The sequence below is a fragment of the Streptomyces sp. PsTaAH-137 genome, from assembly GCF_003259365.1.
Lineage (GTDB): Bacteria > Actinomycetota > Actinomycetes > Streptomycetales > Streptomycetaceae > Streptomyces.
Map to the genome: position 1 here is coordinate 600,987 of NZ_QLLY01000002.1, position 14,900 is coordinate 615,886.

The 14,900-nt window shown below is 71.7% G+C and carries 15 protein-coding genes; 8 read left to right on the top strand and 7 right to left on the bottom strand.

The features are described 5' to 3' along the window. Window positions 1-3 precede the first annotated feature (3 nt). On the top strand, window positions 4-1,275 hold the full coding sequence (locus tag K377_RS06340) for a beta-ketoacyl synthase (RefSeq protein WP_111662127.1): 1,272 nt from the start codon (window positions 4-6) through the stop codon (window positions 1,273-1,275). Window positions 1,276-1,351: 76 nt separating this feature from the next. Here K377_RS06340 and K377_RS06345 read toward each other — a convergent pair whose 3' ends face one another. Next, the gene (locus K377_RS06345; RefSeq protein ID WP_111662128.1) at window positions 1,352-1,846 is read right to left on the bottom strand and encodes a DUF3145 domain-containing protein; all 495 of its coding nucleotides are present in this window, start codon (window positions 1,844-1,846) and stop codon (window positions 1,352-1,354) included. Window positions 1,847-2,137: 291 nt separating this feature from the next. Here K377_RS06345 and K377_RS06350 point away from each other — a divergent pair, with 291 nt between their 5' ends. Further along, a complete protein-coding gene (locus K377_RS06350) occupies window positions 2,138-3,058 on the top strand; it encodes an SGNH/GDSL hydrolase family protein (RefSeq protein ID WP_111662129.1) in 921 nt (306 codons plus the stop codon). 31 nt (window positions 3,059-3,089) lie between these two features. Further along, a complete protein-coding gene (locus K377_RS06355; protein ID WP_111662130.1) occupies window positions 3,090-4,100 on the top strand; it encodes an aldose epimerase family protein in 1,011 nt (336 codons plus the stop codon). 62 nt (window positions 4,101-4,162) lie between these two features. Here K377_RS06355 and K377_RS06360 read toward each other — a convergent pair whose 3' ends face one another. After that, the gene (locus tag K377_RS06360) at window positions 4,163-6,634 is read right to left on the bottom strand and encodes a beta-glucosidase (protein WP_111662131.1); all 2,472 of its coding nucleotides are present in this window, start codon (window positions 6,632-6,634) and stop codon (window positions 4,163-4,165) included. Between the two features lie 120 nt (window positions 6,635-6,754). Here K377_RS06360 and K377_RS06365 point away from each other — a divergent pair, with 120 nt between their 5' ends. Further along, window positions 6,755-7,339 carry a TetR/AcrR family transcriptional regulator gene (locus K377_RS06365; protein WP_111662132.1) on the top strand — a complete coding sequence of 195 codons (585 nt, stop codon included), beginning with the start codon at window positions 6,755-6,757 and terminating at the stop codon, window positions 7,337-7,339. Here the strand turns inward: K377_RS06365 and K377_RS06370 are convergent, their stop codons facing one another. The 4 genes from K377_RS06370 to K377_RS06385 all read right to left on the bottom strand — a co-directional run bounded on the left by K377_RS06370 (window position 7,340) and on the right by K377_RS06385 (window position 10,090). Next, the gene (locus tag K377_RS06370; protein ID WP_111662133.1) at window positions 7,340-7,669 is read right to left on the bottom strand and encodes a YrdB family protein; all 330 of its coding nucleotides are present in this window, start codon (window positions 7,667-7,669) and stop codon (window positions 7,340-7,342) included. It lies immediately after the preceding gene. Continuing rightward, window positions 7,666-8,490, bottom strand: a complete 825-nt coding sequence (locus tag K377_RS06375) for an EI24 domain-containing protein (protein ID WP_237551520.1) — start codon at window positions 8,488-8,490, stop codon at window positions 7,666-7,668. The genes K377_RS06370 and K377_RS06375 overlap by 4 nt, the downstream gene beginning before the upstream one ends. A gap of 39 nt (window positions 8,491-8,529) precedes the next feature. Beyond that, entirely contained in the window at window positions 8,530-8,952 is a 423-nt protein-coding gene (locus K377_RS06380; RefSeq protein ID WP_111662134.1) for an organic hydroperoxide resistance protein, read from the bottom strand. A 112-nt stretch (window positions 8,953-9,064) separates the two neighbouring features. After that, window positions 9,065-10,090 (bottom strand): NADP-dependent oxidoreductase, encoded by a 1,026-nt coding sequence (locus K377_RS06385; protein WP_111662135.1) that lies wholly within the window; start codon window positions 10,088-10,090, stop codon window positions 9,065-9,067. Window positions 10,091-10,212: 122 nt separating this feature from the next. Between K377_RS06385 and K377_RS06390 the strand changes: the two genes are divergently transcribed. Further along, window positions 10,213-10,650: a MarR family winged helix-turn-helix transcriptional regulator gene (locus K377_RS06390; RefSeq protein ID WP_237551521.1), complete on the top strand. Its 438-nt coding sequence runs from the start codon at window positions 10,213-10,215 to the stop codon at window positions 10,648-10,650. 30 nt (window positions 10,651-10,680) lie between these two features. Here K377_RS06390 and K377_RS06395 read toward each other — a convergent pair whose 3' ends face one another. Next, window positions 10,681-11,361: a hypothetical protein gene (locus K377_RS06395; protein WP_161195050.1), complete on the bottom strand. Its 681-nt coding sequence runs from the start codon at window positions 11,359-11,361 to the stop codon at window positions 10,681-10,683. Between the two features lie 201 nt (window positions 11,362-11,562). Here K377_RS06395 and K377_RS06405 point away from each other — a divergent pair, with 201 nt between their 5' ends. From K377_RS06405 to K377_RS06415, 3 genes are all read left to right on the top strand, one after another. Continuing rightward, a complete protein-coding gene (locus tag K377_RS06405; protein WP_111662139.1) occupies window positions 11,563-12,729 on the top strand; it encodes a mandelate racemase/muconate lactonizing enzyme family protein in 1,167 nt (388 codons plus the stop codon). Then, the gene (locus K377_RS06410) at window positions 12,726-13,730 is read left to right on the top strand and encodes a zinc-binding dehydrogenase (RefSeq protein WP_111662140.1); all 1,005 of its coding nucleotides are present in this window, start codon (window positions 12,726-12,728) and stop codon (window positions 13,728-13,730) included. Before K377_RS06405 ends, K377_RS06410 begins: the two co-directional genes overlap by 4 nt. Before the next feature lie 167 nt (window positions 13,731-13,897). Continuing rightward, window positions 13,898-14,854 carry a hypothetical protein gene (locus tag K377_RS06415; RefSeq protein WP_111662141.1) on the top strand — a complete coding sequence of 319 codons (957 nt, stop codon included), beginning with the start codon at window positions 13,898-13,900 and terminating at the stop codon, window positions 14,852-14,854. Window positions 14,855-14,900 lie beyond the last annotated feature (46 nt).

Below are 14,900 nucleotides of genomic sequence, written 5' to 3' on the forward strand. Positions count from 1 at the left end.
CCTGTGAGCCCGACCAATCGCACCGTGGTCGTCACCGGTATCGGCGCAACCACACCGCTGGGTGGCGACGCGACATCCACCTGGGAGGGCCTGGTCGCCGGACGTTCCGGTGTCAAGCCCCTCGAGCAGGAGTGGGCCGCCGAGCAGGCGGTCCGTATCGCGGCGCCGGCCGCCGTGGACCCGAGCGAGGTCATTCCTCGCCCGCAGGCCCGCAAGCTGGACCGTTCCGCGCAGTTCGCCCTCATCGCCGCCAAGGAGGCGTGGGCCGACGCCGGCTTCACCGCCAAGGCCGGCGAGGACGAGAGCGTCGACCCCGACCGGCTCGGCGCCGTCATCGCGTCCGGCATCGGCGGTGTCACCACGCTGCTCGACCAGTACGACGTGCTGAAGGAGAAGGGCGTCCGCCGCGTCTCCCCGCACACCGTCCCGATGCTGATGCCCAACGGCCCGTCGGCCAACGTGGGCCTGCTCGTGGGCGCCCGCGCCGGTGTGCACACGCCGGTCTCCGCCTGCGCTTCGGGCGCCGAGGCCATCGGCTACGGCATCGAGATGATCCGCACCGGCCGCGCCGACGTCGTCATCTGCGGTGGCACCGAGGCGGCCATCCACCCGCTGCCCATCGCCGCGTTCGGCAACATGATGGCGATGTCCAAGAACAACGACGACCCCGAGGGTGCCTCGCGCCCCTACGACGTCGCCCGCGACGGCTTCGTCCTCGGTGAGGGCGCCGGCGTCATCGTCCTGGAGTCCGCCGAGCACGCCGCCGCGCGCGGTGCCCGCGTCTACGCGGAGGCGGTCGGCCAGGGCATCTCCGCCGACAGCCACGACATCGTGCAGCCGGAGCCGGAGGGCCGCGGCATCGCGCACGCCCTGCAGAACCTGCTGGAGAACACCGACCTCGACCCGGCCGAGATCGTGCACGTCAACGCGCACGCGACCTCGACGCCCGCCGGTGACGTGGCCGAGCTCAAGGCGCTGCGCAAGGTGTTCGGCGACGACGCCGACCACTTCGCCGTCTCCGCCACCAAGTCCATGACCGGGCACCTGCTCGGTGGTGCCGGTGGTGTCGAGACCGTGGCGTCGGTGCTGGCGCTGTACAACCGCCTCGCTCCGCCGACCATCAACGTGGAGAACCTCGACCCCGAGGCCGAGGCCGCCGCCGACATCGTGCGCGGCGAGGCGCGGAAGCTGCCGGTCGAGGGGCGGATCGCCGCGCTCAACGACTCGTTCGGGTTCGGTGGGCACAACGTGGTGCTGGCGTTCCGGTCGGTCTGATCGTCACGTGAAAAAGTGGGCCCGCCCCGGGTTTCCGGGGCGGGCCCACTTTTTCGCGTCACCCAGAACCGGGAAGTCAGACCACCTGATGCAGCCAGCGGACCGGGGCGCCCTCGCCCGCGTAGCGGAAAGGCTCCAGTTCGTCGTCCCAGGGCTTGCCGAGGAGGCGGGCGAGTTCTGATTCGAGGGGGGCCTCGCCGGCCTGTGAGCGGGCCAGGGCGGCCCGCAGACGGTCCTCCGGGACGAGGATGTCGCCGTGGATGCCGGTGACGGCGTGGAAGATGCCGAGTTCGGGGGTGGCGCTGTAGCGCTCGCCCTCGGCGGCCGCGCAGGGCTCGGCCGTCACCTCGAAGCGGAGCAGCTGCCAGCCGCGCAGCGCGGACGCCAGCTTCGCGGCCGTGCCGGCCTCTCCGCGCCAGGAGAACTCCGATCTCCAGGTGCCCGGCGCCGCGGGCTGCCGGATCCAGTCGAGGCTGACGCGCGCGCCGAGAACGCCCGCGACCGCCCATTCGACGTGCGGGCACAGCGCGCGCGGTGCGGAGTGCACGTACAGAACTCCACGTGTCGTCACCGGGACCTCCAGTGTGGGTCGAGGGTCGCCTTCCCCAGCGGCCTCGCGCCCGTGCCGAGCCTTCTTCCCTCACCGTACGGACCGACCAGGTCCAGACAAAAAGGGACACATCTGACGTGTTGTAATTTAGCGGAACCGGTACAGCGGAGTCTCACCGGGTCGACCGGGGACCCCGTGGCGAGGCTATCGCGCAGCGGTGCAAGGAGTGTGACGTACTGTCGGTCCGGGGGCACGCAAACGCCGACCTTTCACCCGGCGGGACGCACCGGTCAGTCATGGAGGGCCCACAGGATGCGAAAGCCACGTCATCGGTCGACCGCCGTTCGGGCGGCGATCACCACCGTGACGGCCGTCGCACTGGGTGCCGTGGGTCTCACCGCTTGCAGCGGTTCGGGGGGCAACTCCCCCGGTCCCGAGGGTTCCGTGTCCGCCACGAAGCCGTCGCCGAAGCCCACTCCGACGTGGGACACCAGTCCGCGGTCGGTTGCCGCCGTGGGCGATTCGATCACCCGGGGCTTCGACGCGTGCGGTGTGCTGTCCGACTGTCCCGAGGTGTCCTGGGCGACCGGCACGGACAAGGACGTCGACAGTCTCGCCGTACGACTGCTCGGCAGGAGCGGCGCCGCGAAGCACAGTTGGAACCACGCGCGGACCGGGGCGCGGATGGCGGATCTGCCCGCGCAGATGGCGCGGGCGGCCGCCGAGAAGCCCGAGTTGGTGACGGTGATGGCCGGGGCCAACGACGCGTGCCGGAACAGCGTGGACGCCATGACGCCCGTGGCCGCCTTCCGGTCCGACTTCAGCGACGCCCTGCGGCAGTTGCGGCGGACCGTGCCCAAGGCGCAGGTGTACGTGATGAGCGTGCCGGATCTGAAGCGGCTGTGGTCGCAGGGGCGGCAGAATCCGCTGGGCAAGCAGGTGTGGAAGCTGGGCATCTGCTCGTCGATGCTGGCCGATCCCGACGCGACGGACGCCGCGGCGACCGCGCGGCGGAGCGCGGTGCAGCAGCGCGTGGAGGAGTACAACAAGGTGCTCAAGGACGTGTGCGCCGACGACAAGCGGTGCCGGTACGACGGCGGCGCCGTCTTCGGCTACCGGTTCGGGCAAGGGCAGTTGAGCCAGTGGGACTGGTTCCATCCGAGTGTGAACGGGCAGGCCAGGCTCGCGGAGATCGCGTATCGCGGAGTGACCGCCGAGAAGCCTGTCGGCTGAAGTTCCGGGGCGCGGGCGTAGGGTCTCGATCATGCGCAGTGAACTCTTCGGCACCCTGGCCGACGGCAGCGACGAGAGCGGCCCGATCGATGTCCACCGATGGGTCCTGGAACGGGACGGGGTGCGGGTACGCGTCCTGACGTACGGGGGCATCGTGCAGTCGGTGGAGGTGCCCGACCGGGCGGGCGGTGTCGCGGACATCGTGCTCGGTTTCCCGGACCTCGCCGGGTATCTGGCTCACCCCGAGCCGTACTTGGGCGCGGCGGTCGGGCGGTACGCGAACCGGATCGCGGGCGGCCGCTTCACCCTGGACGGGCAGGAGTACCGGCTGGCCGCGAACAACGCGCCGAACGCGCTGCACGGCGGCGAGCGCGGCTTCGACAAGCGGGTGTGGGCGGCCGAGCCCGCCGGGGAGCACGGGGTGCGGCTCAGCCGGGTGTCGCCGGACGGCGAGGAGGGTTACCCGGGGCGGCTCGACGTCTCGGTGACGTACGCGCTCGAAGCGGGCGGCGCGCTGCGGATCTCGTACGAGGCGGTCACCGACGCGCCGACGCCGGTGAACCTCACCAATCACACGTACTGGAACCTGGGCGGGGCCGGTTCGGGGAACGCGGCGGGCGGGCACGAGGTGCGGATCGACGCCGGGCGGGTGACCGTCGTCGACGACACGCTGATTCCGACCGGGGAGCTGCGGCCGGTGGACGGTACGCCGTTCGACCTGCGGGAGAGCCGGAAGGCCGGGCCCGGGTTCGACCACAACTACGTACTGGACAAGGGCGTCGGAGAGACGGCCGTGGAGGTCGCCGAGGTGTACGACCCGGCGTCCGGGCGGGTGCTGAGCGTGGCGACGACCGAGCCGGGGCTGCAGTTCTACACGGCCGACCACTTCGACCCGTCGCTGCCGTTCGCGCCCGGCGACGGGATCGCCCTGGAGACGCAGCACTTCCCGGACTCGCCGAACCGGCCGGAGTTCCCGTCCACCGTGCTGCGGCCGGGCGAGGTGTACCGGTCGGAGACGGTGTACGGGTTCGGGACCCGCTGAAGGCTGCAAAGGAGAGAGGGGCGGCGGGGTCAGGTGCCGCCGCCCCTGGTTCACGGGGATCGTCAGGCGGCGATCGTCTCGTGGAGGCGGGCGTCGGTGAGGGAACGGCCGGCCGTCAGGACGTACGCACCCTCGCGATGGGCCCAGGCGCCCGCGGTCTCGTCCCAGATCTCGAAGGCGCGGCGCGGGAGTTCGATCACCGCTTCGACGCTCTCGCCCGGCGCCGCGGTCACCGTCGCGAAGCCGGCCAGCCAGCGCGCCGGGCGGTCGGTGTCGGCCTGGGACGGTGCGGGGGCCACGTAGAGCTGGACGACCTCGCGGCCGGTCCGCTCCCCCGTGTTGCGCACGCGGACCGTCGCCGTGGTGCCGTCGGCGGCTTCGATGTCGAGCGACTCGTACGTCCAGTCGGTGTAGCCGAGGCCGTGGCCGAAGGGGTACGCGGGGGTGGCGCCGGACTTGTCCCAGGCGCGGTAGCCGATGAACAGGCCCTCGGTGTACGGGAGTTCGCCGCCTTCCGGGGTGACCCGGGTGACGGGGGCGTCGGTGAGCGCGCCCCAGGTGGTGGGCAGCCGGCCGCCGGGTTCCTCGGTGCCGTCGAGCACGTCGGCGAGGGCGGCGCCGCCCTCCTGGCCGGGGAACCAGCTCAGCAGGACGGCCGCCACGTCGTCGCGCCACGGGAGTTCCACCGGGGAGCCGGAGTTGACGACCACGACGGTGTTCGGGTTGGCGGCGGCGACGGCGCGCACCAGGTCGTCCTGGCGGCCGGGCAGCCGCAGGTCGGTGCGGTCGAAGCCCTCCGACTCGACGCGCTCGGTGGTGGCGACCACGACGACGGCGGCCTCGGCGTCGCGGGCGGCCTCGACGGCCTCGGCGATCAGCGCGTCGGCGTCGCGGCGCGGGCCGAGGTGGACGAGGCTGAACAGCACGGCGGGCAGCGGCATCGCGAAGGACTTGTCGAGCGGGTGGAGCAGGGACACCTCGACCGGGCTGCCCGCGGTGAGCGTGACCCTGCCGCGCTCCTGCGGGGCGCCGAAGACCGCCTCGAAGGGGTCGGACTCGGCGCCCATGGCCTGGACGCCGTCGTAGAGGACGGTGCCGTCGACGGTGAGGGTGAAGGCGCCGAGGCCCCGGGTGCCGAAGGCGTGGTCGCCGCTCTCGCGCGGGGTGAAGGTGCCGGTGATCTCGATGCTGTGCAGGGCCTCGTGGGTGACGCCCGCGGGCAGGTCGTCGCCGAGCCACTGGAGCTGGCCGCTGGGCAGGGTGCCCTCGCCGAGGACGGTGCCGTCGGCGTCGCGGCAGACCGCACGCAGCTCGAACCCCTTGTCGGCGGGGGTGAGTTCGTCGCTCGGGTCGGCGCCGACGGCGTACGAGAGCGAGGGGAACGCGGCGCTCAGGCCGTCGAGCGGGGAGGTGATGTGCGCGGGGAAGACGGTGGCGGAGCCGCCGCCGAGGACGCGGGCGTCGCGGGCGGCGGCGCCGATGAGCGCGATCCGGGCGTCCCGACGCAGCGGCAGCACACCGGAGTTCCGTACGAGGACGAAGGCGCGGCGGGCGATCTCGCGGGCCAGGGCCTCGCCGTCGATCTCGGCCGGGGCTTCGGTGACGACGGGCTCGGCGCCGTCGAGGACGCCGACGCGGGCGGCCAGGCGCAGCACGCGGCGGACGGCGTCGTCGACCTCGGACTCCGCCACCTCGCCCGCGCGGACGGCTGCCGCGAGCGCCGGGCCGTAGACGGTCTGCGGGCCGGGCATGGCGACGTCGAGGCCGCCCTTGAGGTCGCCGGTGGTGGAGCGGGCGGCCAGCCAGTCGGAGACGTTGAAGCCGTCGAAGCCCCATTCGCCGCGCAGCACCTCGTTGACGAGGTAGCGGTGTTCGGTCATCGTCACGCCGTTGACCTGGTTGTAGGCGGTCATGATGCCCCACGGATGGGCGTTGGTGACGATGGCCTCGAAGGGGGCGAGGTACAGCTCGCGCAGGGCGCGCTCGCCGACCAGGTTGTTCACGGTGAAGCGGTCGGTCTCGGCGTCGTTGGCGACGAAGTGCTTGACCGTGGTGCCGACGCCGCCGGACTGCACGCCCTGGACGTAGCCGGTGCCGATGGCGCCGGTCAGGTACGGGTCCTCGCTGTACGCCTCGAAGTGGCGGCCGCCGAGCGGTGAGCGGTGCAGGTTCACGGTCGGGGCGAGCAGGACGTGCACGCCCTTGCGGCGGGCCTCCTGGGCGAGCAGGGCGCCGGCCCGGCGGGCGAGGGCGGGGTCCCAGGTGGCGGCGAGCGCGGTCGGGGACGGCAGGGCGATCGACGGGTCGTCGGCGGTCCAGCGGGTGCCGCGGACGCCGATCGGGCCGTCGGACATGACCAGGGACCTCAGCCCGATCTCCGGGACCGGGGGCAGCGACCACATGTCCTGGCCGCCGAGCAGCCGGGTCTTGGTGTCGAGGTCGAGCTTGCCGAGTGCCGCCTCCACGGCCGCCTCGCGGGCGCGGGCCCGCTCGTCGCCGCCGCTGTCGTGCGTGGGCGTGTGCGTCTGCGCCATGCCGGCACCTCCTCGTCGAGGTTCATCACCTGTGAACACCTCCATCCTGCACCCGTTACCTGTAGAGCAGTAGGTTTCGTTATCTCTACGTTATATAAGTCTGCCGGGGGTGCGCTGCGGGTGTCGTACGGTGACGGCATGAGCAGCACCAGAAGCGCCCGGAGCGGGGAGCGGCGGGCCGAGATCCTGCGGGCCGCGCTCGAAGTGATCGCCGAGCGCGGGTACCGGGGCGCGAGCCTCGCGGCCGTCGCCGAGCGCGTGGGCCTCACCCAGCAGGGCCTGCTGCACCACTTCCCGTCGAAGGAGGCGCTGCTCGTCGCCGTCCTGGAGGAGCGGGACCAGTGGGACGCCGTGCCGGACAGCCAGTGGCGGCTCGATCTGCTGGGCTCGCTGGTGGAGTACAACGCGATGCGGCCCGGCATCGTGCAGACCTTCTCGGCACTGCTCGGGGAGTCGGTGACCGAGGGGCACCCGGCGCGGGCCTTCTTCACCGAGCGCTATGCCGGGGTGCGCGAGGCGATGGCGCAGGTGCTGCGCGTCGAGTACGGCGAGCGGCTGCCGGGCGGACTCACACCGGAGCGGGCGGCGCCGCTGCTGGTCGCGGTGATGGACGGGTTGCAGTACCAGTGGCTGCTGGACCCGGAGTCGGTGGACATGCCGGGGGCGTTCCGCGATTTCCTGGAACTGCTCGGCCCGGAAGGGTAGTTACTGGTCCCAGGCCGCCGCGAGTGCCTTGCTCAGCACACAGAGCGCGGCGAAGGCGGCCGCCCACGCGTACGCGCCCATCAGCGCCAGGGCGGCGGCTCCCGCGCCGAACCAGAGCACTTCGAAGACGACGCGGGACGCGCCGCTCGTCTTGTACTTGGCCTTCGGGGAGCCGAGGAGGGCCCAGGTGGTGATCATCACGGCGAGTCCCGCGAAGCCGAGGAGCAGGGACAGCGCGGTCGGCACGTCGCGGGTGAAGCCGTAGGCGCCCACCGCGCCGAGGGCGATCAGCTCGATGGCGAAGAGGACGCCCAGGTTGACCGCCTTCACCAGGCCGTGCCCTGCGCCGCCTCCCCCGCGCGGTCACCGCCGGACGCCGCCTGCGGGTCCGGCGCGGACGGCTGCGCCTCCGGCGGAGCCTCCAGATCCCGCACCATCAGCGTGGCCCCCGCCACCGCTCCCGGCATCAGGAACACGGCCACGAACGGGACCAGGAACGCCACCGCGAGCGGGGCGCCGAAGCCCCACGCCAGGCCCTTCCTCGACCTCAACAGAGCGAGGCGGTCGCGGAGTTGGACCTCGCGGCGCTGGAGGGCCACGGCCGTCAGTTCCTCGGTGAGGAAGAAGCCGGTGACGAAGAAGCCGATGACCGGGACCACGGTCTGGCCGACGAAGGGGAGGAAGCCGCACGCGAAGAGCAGGACGCCCCACAGGCCCGCGCGGACCAGGATGCGCAGGCTGTCGCGGGCGGAGATCCACAGGTCGCGCCAGAGCGGCAGGCCCGACTCGGGCACCACGCCGTCGCCCTCGCTGCGGTCGACCTCCTCGGAGAGGGACTCGTAGAAGGGCTGGCCGACCAGGAGCGTCACGGCGGTGAAGGTGAGCACCGCGAGCAGCAGGCCGAGGGCGAAGAGGACCGCCGTCAGGAAGCCGCGGAACAGGCCCTGCCACGGGGACGACCAGTCGTCGGCGAACGGCGTCGCCCAGGAGATGAAGTCGTCGCCCCACACGGCCAGGCAGACCAGGGCCGCGACGTACAGCACGAGAGTGATCAGTCCGGGCAGCAGACCCCATCCGTACTGCTTGCCGTGCCGGGCAACCCAGCGCTGCCCCTTCATCAGATAGCCGAAGCCCGCCCCGAGATCACGCATGGCGCAAACCTTACGGGACGGGCCTCGGGCCGTGGACGGTCAGACCGAGAGCGTGACCGTGATGTTGCCGCGGGTCGCCTTGGAGTACGGGCAGACCTGGTGGGCCTTCTCGATCAGGGCCTGGGCGGTGGCGGCGTCGGCGTTCGGGATCTTCGCGGCGATCTCGACGATCAGGCCGAAACCGTCGTCGTTCTTGCCGATGCCGACCTTCGCGGTGACGGTCGAACCGGTGATGTCGGCGCCCTCCTGGCGGGCGACGACGGCCAGGGCGCCCTGGAAGCAGGCGCTGTAACCGGCCGCGAAGAGCTGCTCGGGGTTGGTGCCGTTGCCCGAACCGCCCTGCTCCTTGGGCGGGTTGACGACGACGTCGAGCTTGCCGTCGTCGGTGGAGACCCGGCCGTCGCGACCGTTCTCGGCGGTGGCTACGGCGGTGTAGACGACGTCGGACTGCGTGATGGCCATGACCGGCTCCCTCGTTCGCGCGTTCACTGTTTTTCGTTAGGCGGAACGAGGTTACCGAATCATGGAAATACTGGAAGTGACCGGGGTCACCTCCAGCGGGATCGGGCTCAGGTCAGAGCTTCACGACCATCTTTCCGGTGTTGTCGCCGCGCAGGACGCCGAGGAACGCCTCCAGGTTGTTCTCGATGCCCTCGACGAACGTCTCGCGGTACTTCAGCTCGCCGGAGCGGACCCAGGCGCCGACCTCCTGCACGAACTGCGGCTGGAGGTCGTAGTGGTCGCCGACGAGGAAGCCCTCGATGCGGCCGCGGGTCTGGATCAGGCGGGAGAGGTTGCGCGGGCCCGGGGCCGGCTCCGTGTTGTTGTAGACGGAGATCGCGCCGCAGATGGCGATGCGGCCGTCGCGGTTCAGACGGGCGATGGCGGCCTCCAGGTGGTCGCCGCCCACGTTGTCGAAGTAGGCGTCGACGCCGTCGGGGGCGGCCTTCTTCAGCAGGGTGTGGACGTCGCCCGACTTGTAGTTGAAGGCCGCGTCGAAGCCGTACTCCTCCAGGAGCAGCTTCACCTTCTCGTCGGAGCCCGCCGAGCCGATGACCCGCGAGGCGCCCTTGAGCTTGGCGATCTGGCCGACCTGGCCGCCGACCGCGCCGGCCGCGCCGGAGACGAAGACGCTGTCGCCCTCCTTGAAGGACAGGGTGCGCAGCAGGCCCGCGTAGGCGGTGAGGCCGGTCATGCCGAGCACGCCGAGGTAGGTGGACAGGGGCGCGGCCTCGGGGTCGACCTTCACGGCCTGCTTGGCGTCGAACGTCGCGTACTCGCGCCAGCCGAAGAAGTGCAGGACGTGGTCGCCGACCGCGACGCCCTCGTCGTTCGAGGCGATGACGACGCCGACCGCGCCGCCCTGCATGGCCTTGCCCAGCTCGTAGGGGGCGACGTACGACTTCGCGGCGGACATCCGGCCGCGCATGTACGGGTCGACGGAGACGTAGAGGTTCTTGACCAGGACCTGGCCGGCGCCCGGCTCGGTCACCGGGGCCTCGCGCAGCTCGAAGTCCTCGGGCTTCGGCCAGCCGACCGGACGGCTGAGCAGGACCCATTCGCGGCCGGTGGCGGGGATCTGGGGGGTGTCGGCGGACATGCGCTGATCCTTCGGCTAGGAGACGGCTCACACAGGAACTGCGTCGAAAATTACTTCAGTACCTGAAACAACCATGCGTCTGAATATTTCAGCATGTCAAGTAAGTGGGTATCGTGGAAGCCATGACCGCCTCCCGTTCCCGCCGTATGGACCCGCTCACCATCGAAGTGGTCGAGCTGATCGGTGGGGTCGTCGCGCGCTACCACCAGGAGTACGAGGACGCCGCCGCCCGGCACCGGCTGACCGGGGCGCAGGCGCGGGTGCTGAGTCTGCTCACCCTCGACCCGCTGCCGATGCGGCAGATCGCGCAGCGCCTGAAGTGCGAGCCGTCGAACATCACGGGGATCGTGGACCGCCTGGAGGCGCGCGGGCTCGTGGAGCGGCAGCCGTCGCCCGGGGACCGGCGGGTGAAGGTGGCGGCGCCGACGGCGGAGGGCCGTGAGGTGGCGCGGGGGCTGCGGGACTCCCTGGACTTCGCGCGGGAGCCGCTGGCCGAGCTGTCGCGCGAGGAGCGTACGGCGCTCAGGGACATGCTGCGCAGGATGCTCGGCATCGACTGACCCGTACCGCGTCCCTTCGAGCGCCCCTCTTTAAGTGCACCACCACAGGAAGCGGTCGCAGGTCTCCGACGGGCTCGGCTCGGCGGTCGTTTCCGTGGCCGTGGGGCGCGGCGACGAGGGTGCGGGGCGGGACGACGTGGCCGGCGGGTCGGCCGGTGAACCGGCGGCCGGGGAGCCGGCGTCGACCGGTACGGCCGTTCCGGCGCCCGCCGCTCCGGTGCCGTCCGGCGACGTGCTCGGCGAGACCGACAGGGACGAGTCCGGGGACGGCACCGCCGAGGATGCCGACGCGCGCGGCGAGGAGCGCGACTCGGGCGGGGTCTGCGACGCGGGTATGCCGTCCGCACCGGGCGAGGCCGTCCCGTCGGCGTCCGCGTCCACCGCGTCGTCGGATATGTCGGGCGCCGCCTGCGCGCCGCCCTCCGCCGGGGACTCCGTGCCGAGTTCGGCCACACCGATGCCACCGGCCACGAGCGCCACACCCGCCACGGCGATCAGGAGCTTGCGGCGGGGCGACTTCCTGCGGGCACGGCGGCGCCGGCCGGGGCGGTGCGCGCTCGGCTCGTCCTCGTACCCCGCGCCGTCCGCGTCCACCGCTTCCTGCTCGTCGACCGCCTCGGCGCAGGCGCGCACGGCGTCGGCGGGGGTGCCGCAGCCGGGGCAGGCCAGGGCACCGTTGAGGTGCCTGTGGCACGGGTGGCAATAGTCCATGGTGCAGTGAGGCTAGAGGCGCAAGCGTGACGGAAGATGCTCGCGCTGTGAAGCTCCTGTGTGGAACGGAGGCTTCCCCTTCACCACGTGCCAGCACCCTTTCCGTGCACACCCATTGACACCCCCACCGGGCCGTCCTTACTGTCACGCCAGCATTTCGAACGAGTGACGAAATATCGAACGGCTCAGGGGGCAACTGCCTTGCGCATCACGGGAATCAGCACACACGTAGTCGGTACTCCGTGGCGGAATCTCACCTACGTCCAGGTGCACACCGACGAGGGGATCACGGGCGTCGGCGAGACCCGGATGCTGGGCCACACCGACGCGCTCATCGGGTATCTGAACGAGGCGAAGGCCAATCACATTCTCGGCTCCGACCCGTTCGCCGTCGAGGACCTGGTCAAGCGGATGAAGTACGGCGACTACGGGCGGGCGGGCGAGATCGTCATGTCCGGCATCGCCGTCATCGAGATGGCCTGCTGGGACATCAAGGGCAAGGCGCTGGGCGTGCCGGTGTGGCAGCTGCTCGGCGGCAAGGTCACCGACCAGGTCAAGGCGTACGCGAACGGCTGGTACACCACCGAGCGGACCCCGGAGGCGTACCACAAGGCCGCGCAGGGCGTGATGGAGCGCGGGTACAAGGCGCTGAAGATCGACCCGTTCGGCACTGGGCACTTCGAGCTGGACCACGAGCAGTCGCTGTACGCCGTCTCGCTGATCGAGGCCGTGCGCGACGCGATCGGCCCGGACGCCGAGCTGATGCTGGAGATGCACGGCCGGTTCTCGCCGGCCACCGCGATCCGGCTGGCCCGCGACCTCGCTCCGTTCAAGCCCGCGTGGCTGGAGGAGCCGGTGCCGCCGGAGAACCTGAAGGCGCTGGAGAAGGTCGCGGCGAAGGTGGACATGCCGGTGGCGACCGGTGAGCGGATCCACGACCGGATCGAGTTCCGCGAGCTGTTCGAGAGCCAGGCCGTGGACATCATCCAGCCCGACGTCGGCCACATCGGCGGCATCTGGGAGACCCGCAAGCTCGCCGCGACCGCCGAGACGCACTACGTCCTCGTCGCTCCGCACAACGTCGGCGGCCCGGTGCTCACGGCGGCCTCGCTCCAAGTCGGCTTCACCTCACCGAACTTCAAGATCCTGGAGCACTTCAACGACTTCGCCGACGCCGACATCAAGAAGGTCGTCAAGGGCGCGCCGCAGGTCGACCCGGCCACCGGCTGCTTCGAGCTGTCGCACGAGCCGGGTCTCGGCGTCGAGCTCGACGTGGACGCGGCGGCCGAGTTCCCGCAGCAGCAGGCCCGGTTCGACCTGTGGGCCGAGGGCTGGGAGAAGCGCGACCCGAAGGGCGGCGGCCAGTGAGCTCCGCCGTCGTCGTCGAGGCGCCGGGCACGCACCGGGTGGTCGCGCACGAGCCGGGTGAGCCCGGGCCGGGCGAGGCACTGGTCCGCGTGCACGCGGTCGGCATCTGCGGCTCCGACCGCGAGCTGTACCAGGGCAACCGGCCCGAGGGCTACGTGCGTTACCCGCTGACCCCGGGCCACGAGTGGTCCGGGACCGTGGCCGCCGTGGGCGCCGGGGTGCCGGATTCGCTGGTGGGCCGGAAGGTCGTCGGCGAGGGCTTCCGGAACTGTCAGGTGTGCGAGCGGTGCCACGCCGGTGAGACCACGCTGTGCACCGCCGGGTACGAGGAGACGGGCTTCACCCGGCCGGGGGCGATGGCGGCGACGCTGGTACTCCCGGCGCGGCTGCTGCACGTCCTGCCGGACTCGGCCGATCTCACGGCGGCGGCACTGCTCGAACCGGCCGCGTGCATCGCCGCCGCCGCGCTCAAGGCGCGGGCGCGGCCCGGTGAGCGCGTCGCCGTCGTCGGGACCGGGACGCTCGGGATGTTCGCCGTGCAGTTCCTGGCGGCGCACTCCCCCGCCGAGCTGCTCGTGGTCGGCTCCCGCGATGAACGGGCGGCGCTGTCAAAGCAGTTCGGGGCCACCGACTTCCGGCTGCACAGCGATCCGCTGCCGGACGACTTCGACGTCGTCATCGAGGCGGCCGGGTCCGGTACCGCCGCCAGGACCGCGGCGTCGTTGCTGCGGCGGGGTGGGCGGCTCGTTCTCACCGGGCTGCCGCCGGCCGGGGCCGACGGGCTCGACCCGACCGATCTCGTCGTGCGGCAACTGGAGGTGCAGACCGTGTTCGGGGCCGCGCCGGATGCGTGGGCGTATGCGGTGCGGGCGTTCGGGGCGGGGCTGCTCGATCCGCTGCCGCTCGTCAGTCACGAGTTGCCGCTCAGTCGCTTCGCTGAGGCCATCGAGTTGGTGGGGGCCGGGGATCCCAAGGTGGGGAAGGTTTTGCTGCGGCCTTAGGCGGTGGTCCGCCTTCGCGCCATAGGGGCGCGTGAGGACGGTCGGCTGCCGGTCTCGTCGTGGCTGGTCGCGCAGTTCCCCGCGCCCCTGGCGGCGCTCACCTGCCCGGCACTTGAAGTCGAACCTCATTCGAAATACCGAACAGACGTAGACGTAAAGGAACCCGCGTGACCACCACCCCCCGCCGACCCGGCGAACCCACCCTCTCCGCTCTCGGGCTGAGCGGACCCGATCACGACCCCGCGGACTCCTCCCCGCACGCGTTCCCCGACGGGGGGACCTGGCGGGTGGAGATTCCGTCCGTCGAGGGGCCCGAGGCCGTCGGGGTCGTGCTCAAGGAAGCGTCGCGGCTCGACGTGCCCATTCACCGGATCAGCCAGGGCAGCGGCATCTGGATGCTGCGCGACGCCGAGATCCAGGAGATGGTCGAGGCGACCGCCGAGCGCGACATCGAGCTGTGCCTGTTCACCGGGCCGCGCGGCACCTGGGACACCGGCGCCTCCGTGCGCACCGACTCGGGCGGTGCCGGACTGCGCGCCCGCGGCCATGACGCCGTCGCCGGATGCGTCGAGGACGCGGTCAGGGCGACGGAGTTGGGCGTCACGTGCCTGCTCGTCGCCGACGAGGGCGTGCTGTGGACCCTGCACCGGGCGCGCGCCCAGGGGATCATCCCGGCAGACACCACCCTCAAGGTGTCCGCACTCGTCGGCCCCGTGAACCCGGCCTCGTACGCCGTGTACGAGCGTCTGGGCGCCGACTCGCTGAACGTGCCGTCGGACCTGACACTCGCTCACCTCACGGAGATCCGCCGGGTGTCGGCCGCCCCGATGGACATGTATGTGGAGGCTCCGGACGACCTCGGCGGCTATGTCCGGATGTACGAGATCGCCGAACTGGTGCGCAGGGGTGCGCCCTTGTACCTGAAGTTCGGGCTCGCCAAGGCGCCCGCGATCTATCCGTACGGCGCCCAGTTGCGCGACGTCACCCTCGACACGGCCCGCGAGCGGGTGCGCCGGGGACGGCTCGCGCTGGACCTCCTCGCCCGGCACGGGGCCGACGGCGGCATGTCCCCGCTCGGGTCGCGGCTGCCCGGTGACCTCAAGCGGTTCGACACCAGTCAATAACGTTCCGGAAACACAACTTCACAGCACACAACAGAGCCGCGCACAA

Bases quoted from the DNA above. Each gene is read 5' to 3' on its own strand.
- K377_RS06350 (WP_111662129.1), top strand. From the start codon at position 2,138: ATGCGAAAGCCACGTCATCGGTCGACCGCCGTTCGGGCGGCGATCACC.
- K377_RS06355 (WP_111662130.1), top strand. From the start codon at position 3,090: ATGCGCAGTGAACTCTTCGGCACCCTGGCCGACGGCAGCGACGAGAGC.
- K377_RS06360 (WP_111662131.1), bottom strand. From the start codon at position 6,634: ATGGCGCAGACGCACACGCCCACGCACGACAGCGGCGGCGACGAGCGG.
- K377_RS06375 (WP_237551520.1), bottom strand. From the start codon at position 8,490: ATGCGTGATCTCGGGGCGGGCTTCGGCTATCTGATGAAGGGGCAGCGC.
- K377_RS06380 (WP_111662134.1), bottom strand. From the start codon at position 8,952: ATGGCCATCACGCAGTCCGACGTCGTCTACACCGCCGTAGCCACCGCC.
- K377_RS06385 (WP_111662135.1), bottom strand. From the start codon at position 10,090: ATGTCCGCCGACACCCCCCAGATCCCCGCCACCGGCCGCGAATGGGTC.
- K377_RS06390 (WP_237551521.1), top strand. From the start codon at position 10,213: ATGACCGCCTCCCGTTCCCGCCGTATGGACCCGCTCACCATCGAAGTG.
- K377_RS06395 (WP_161195050.1), bottom strand. From the start codon at position 11,361: ATGGACTATTGCCACCCGTGCCACAGGCACCTCAACGGTGCCCTGGCC.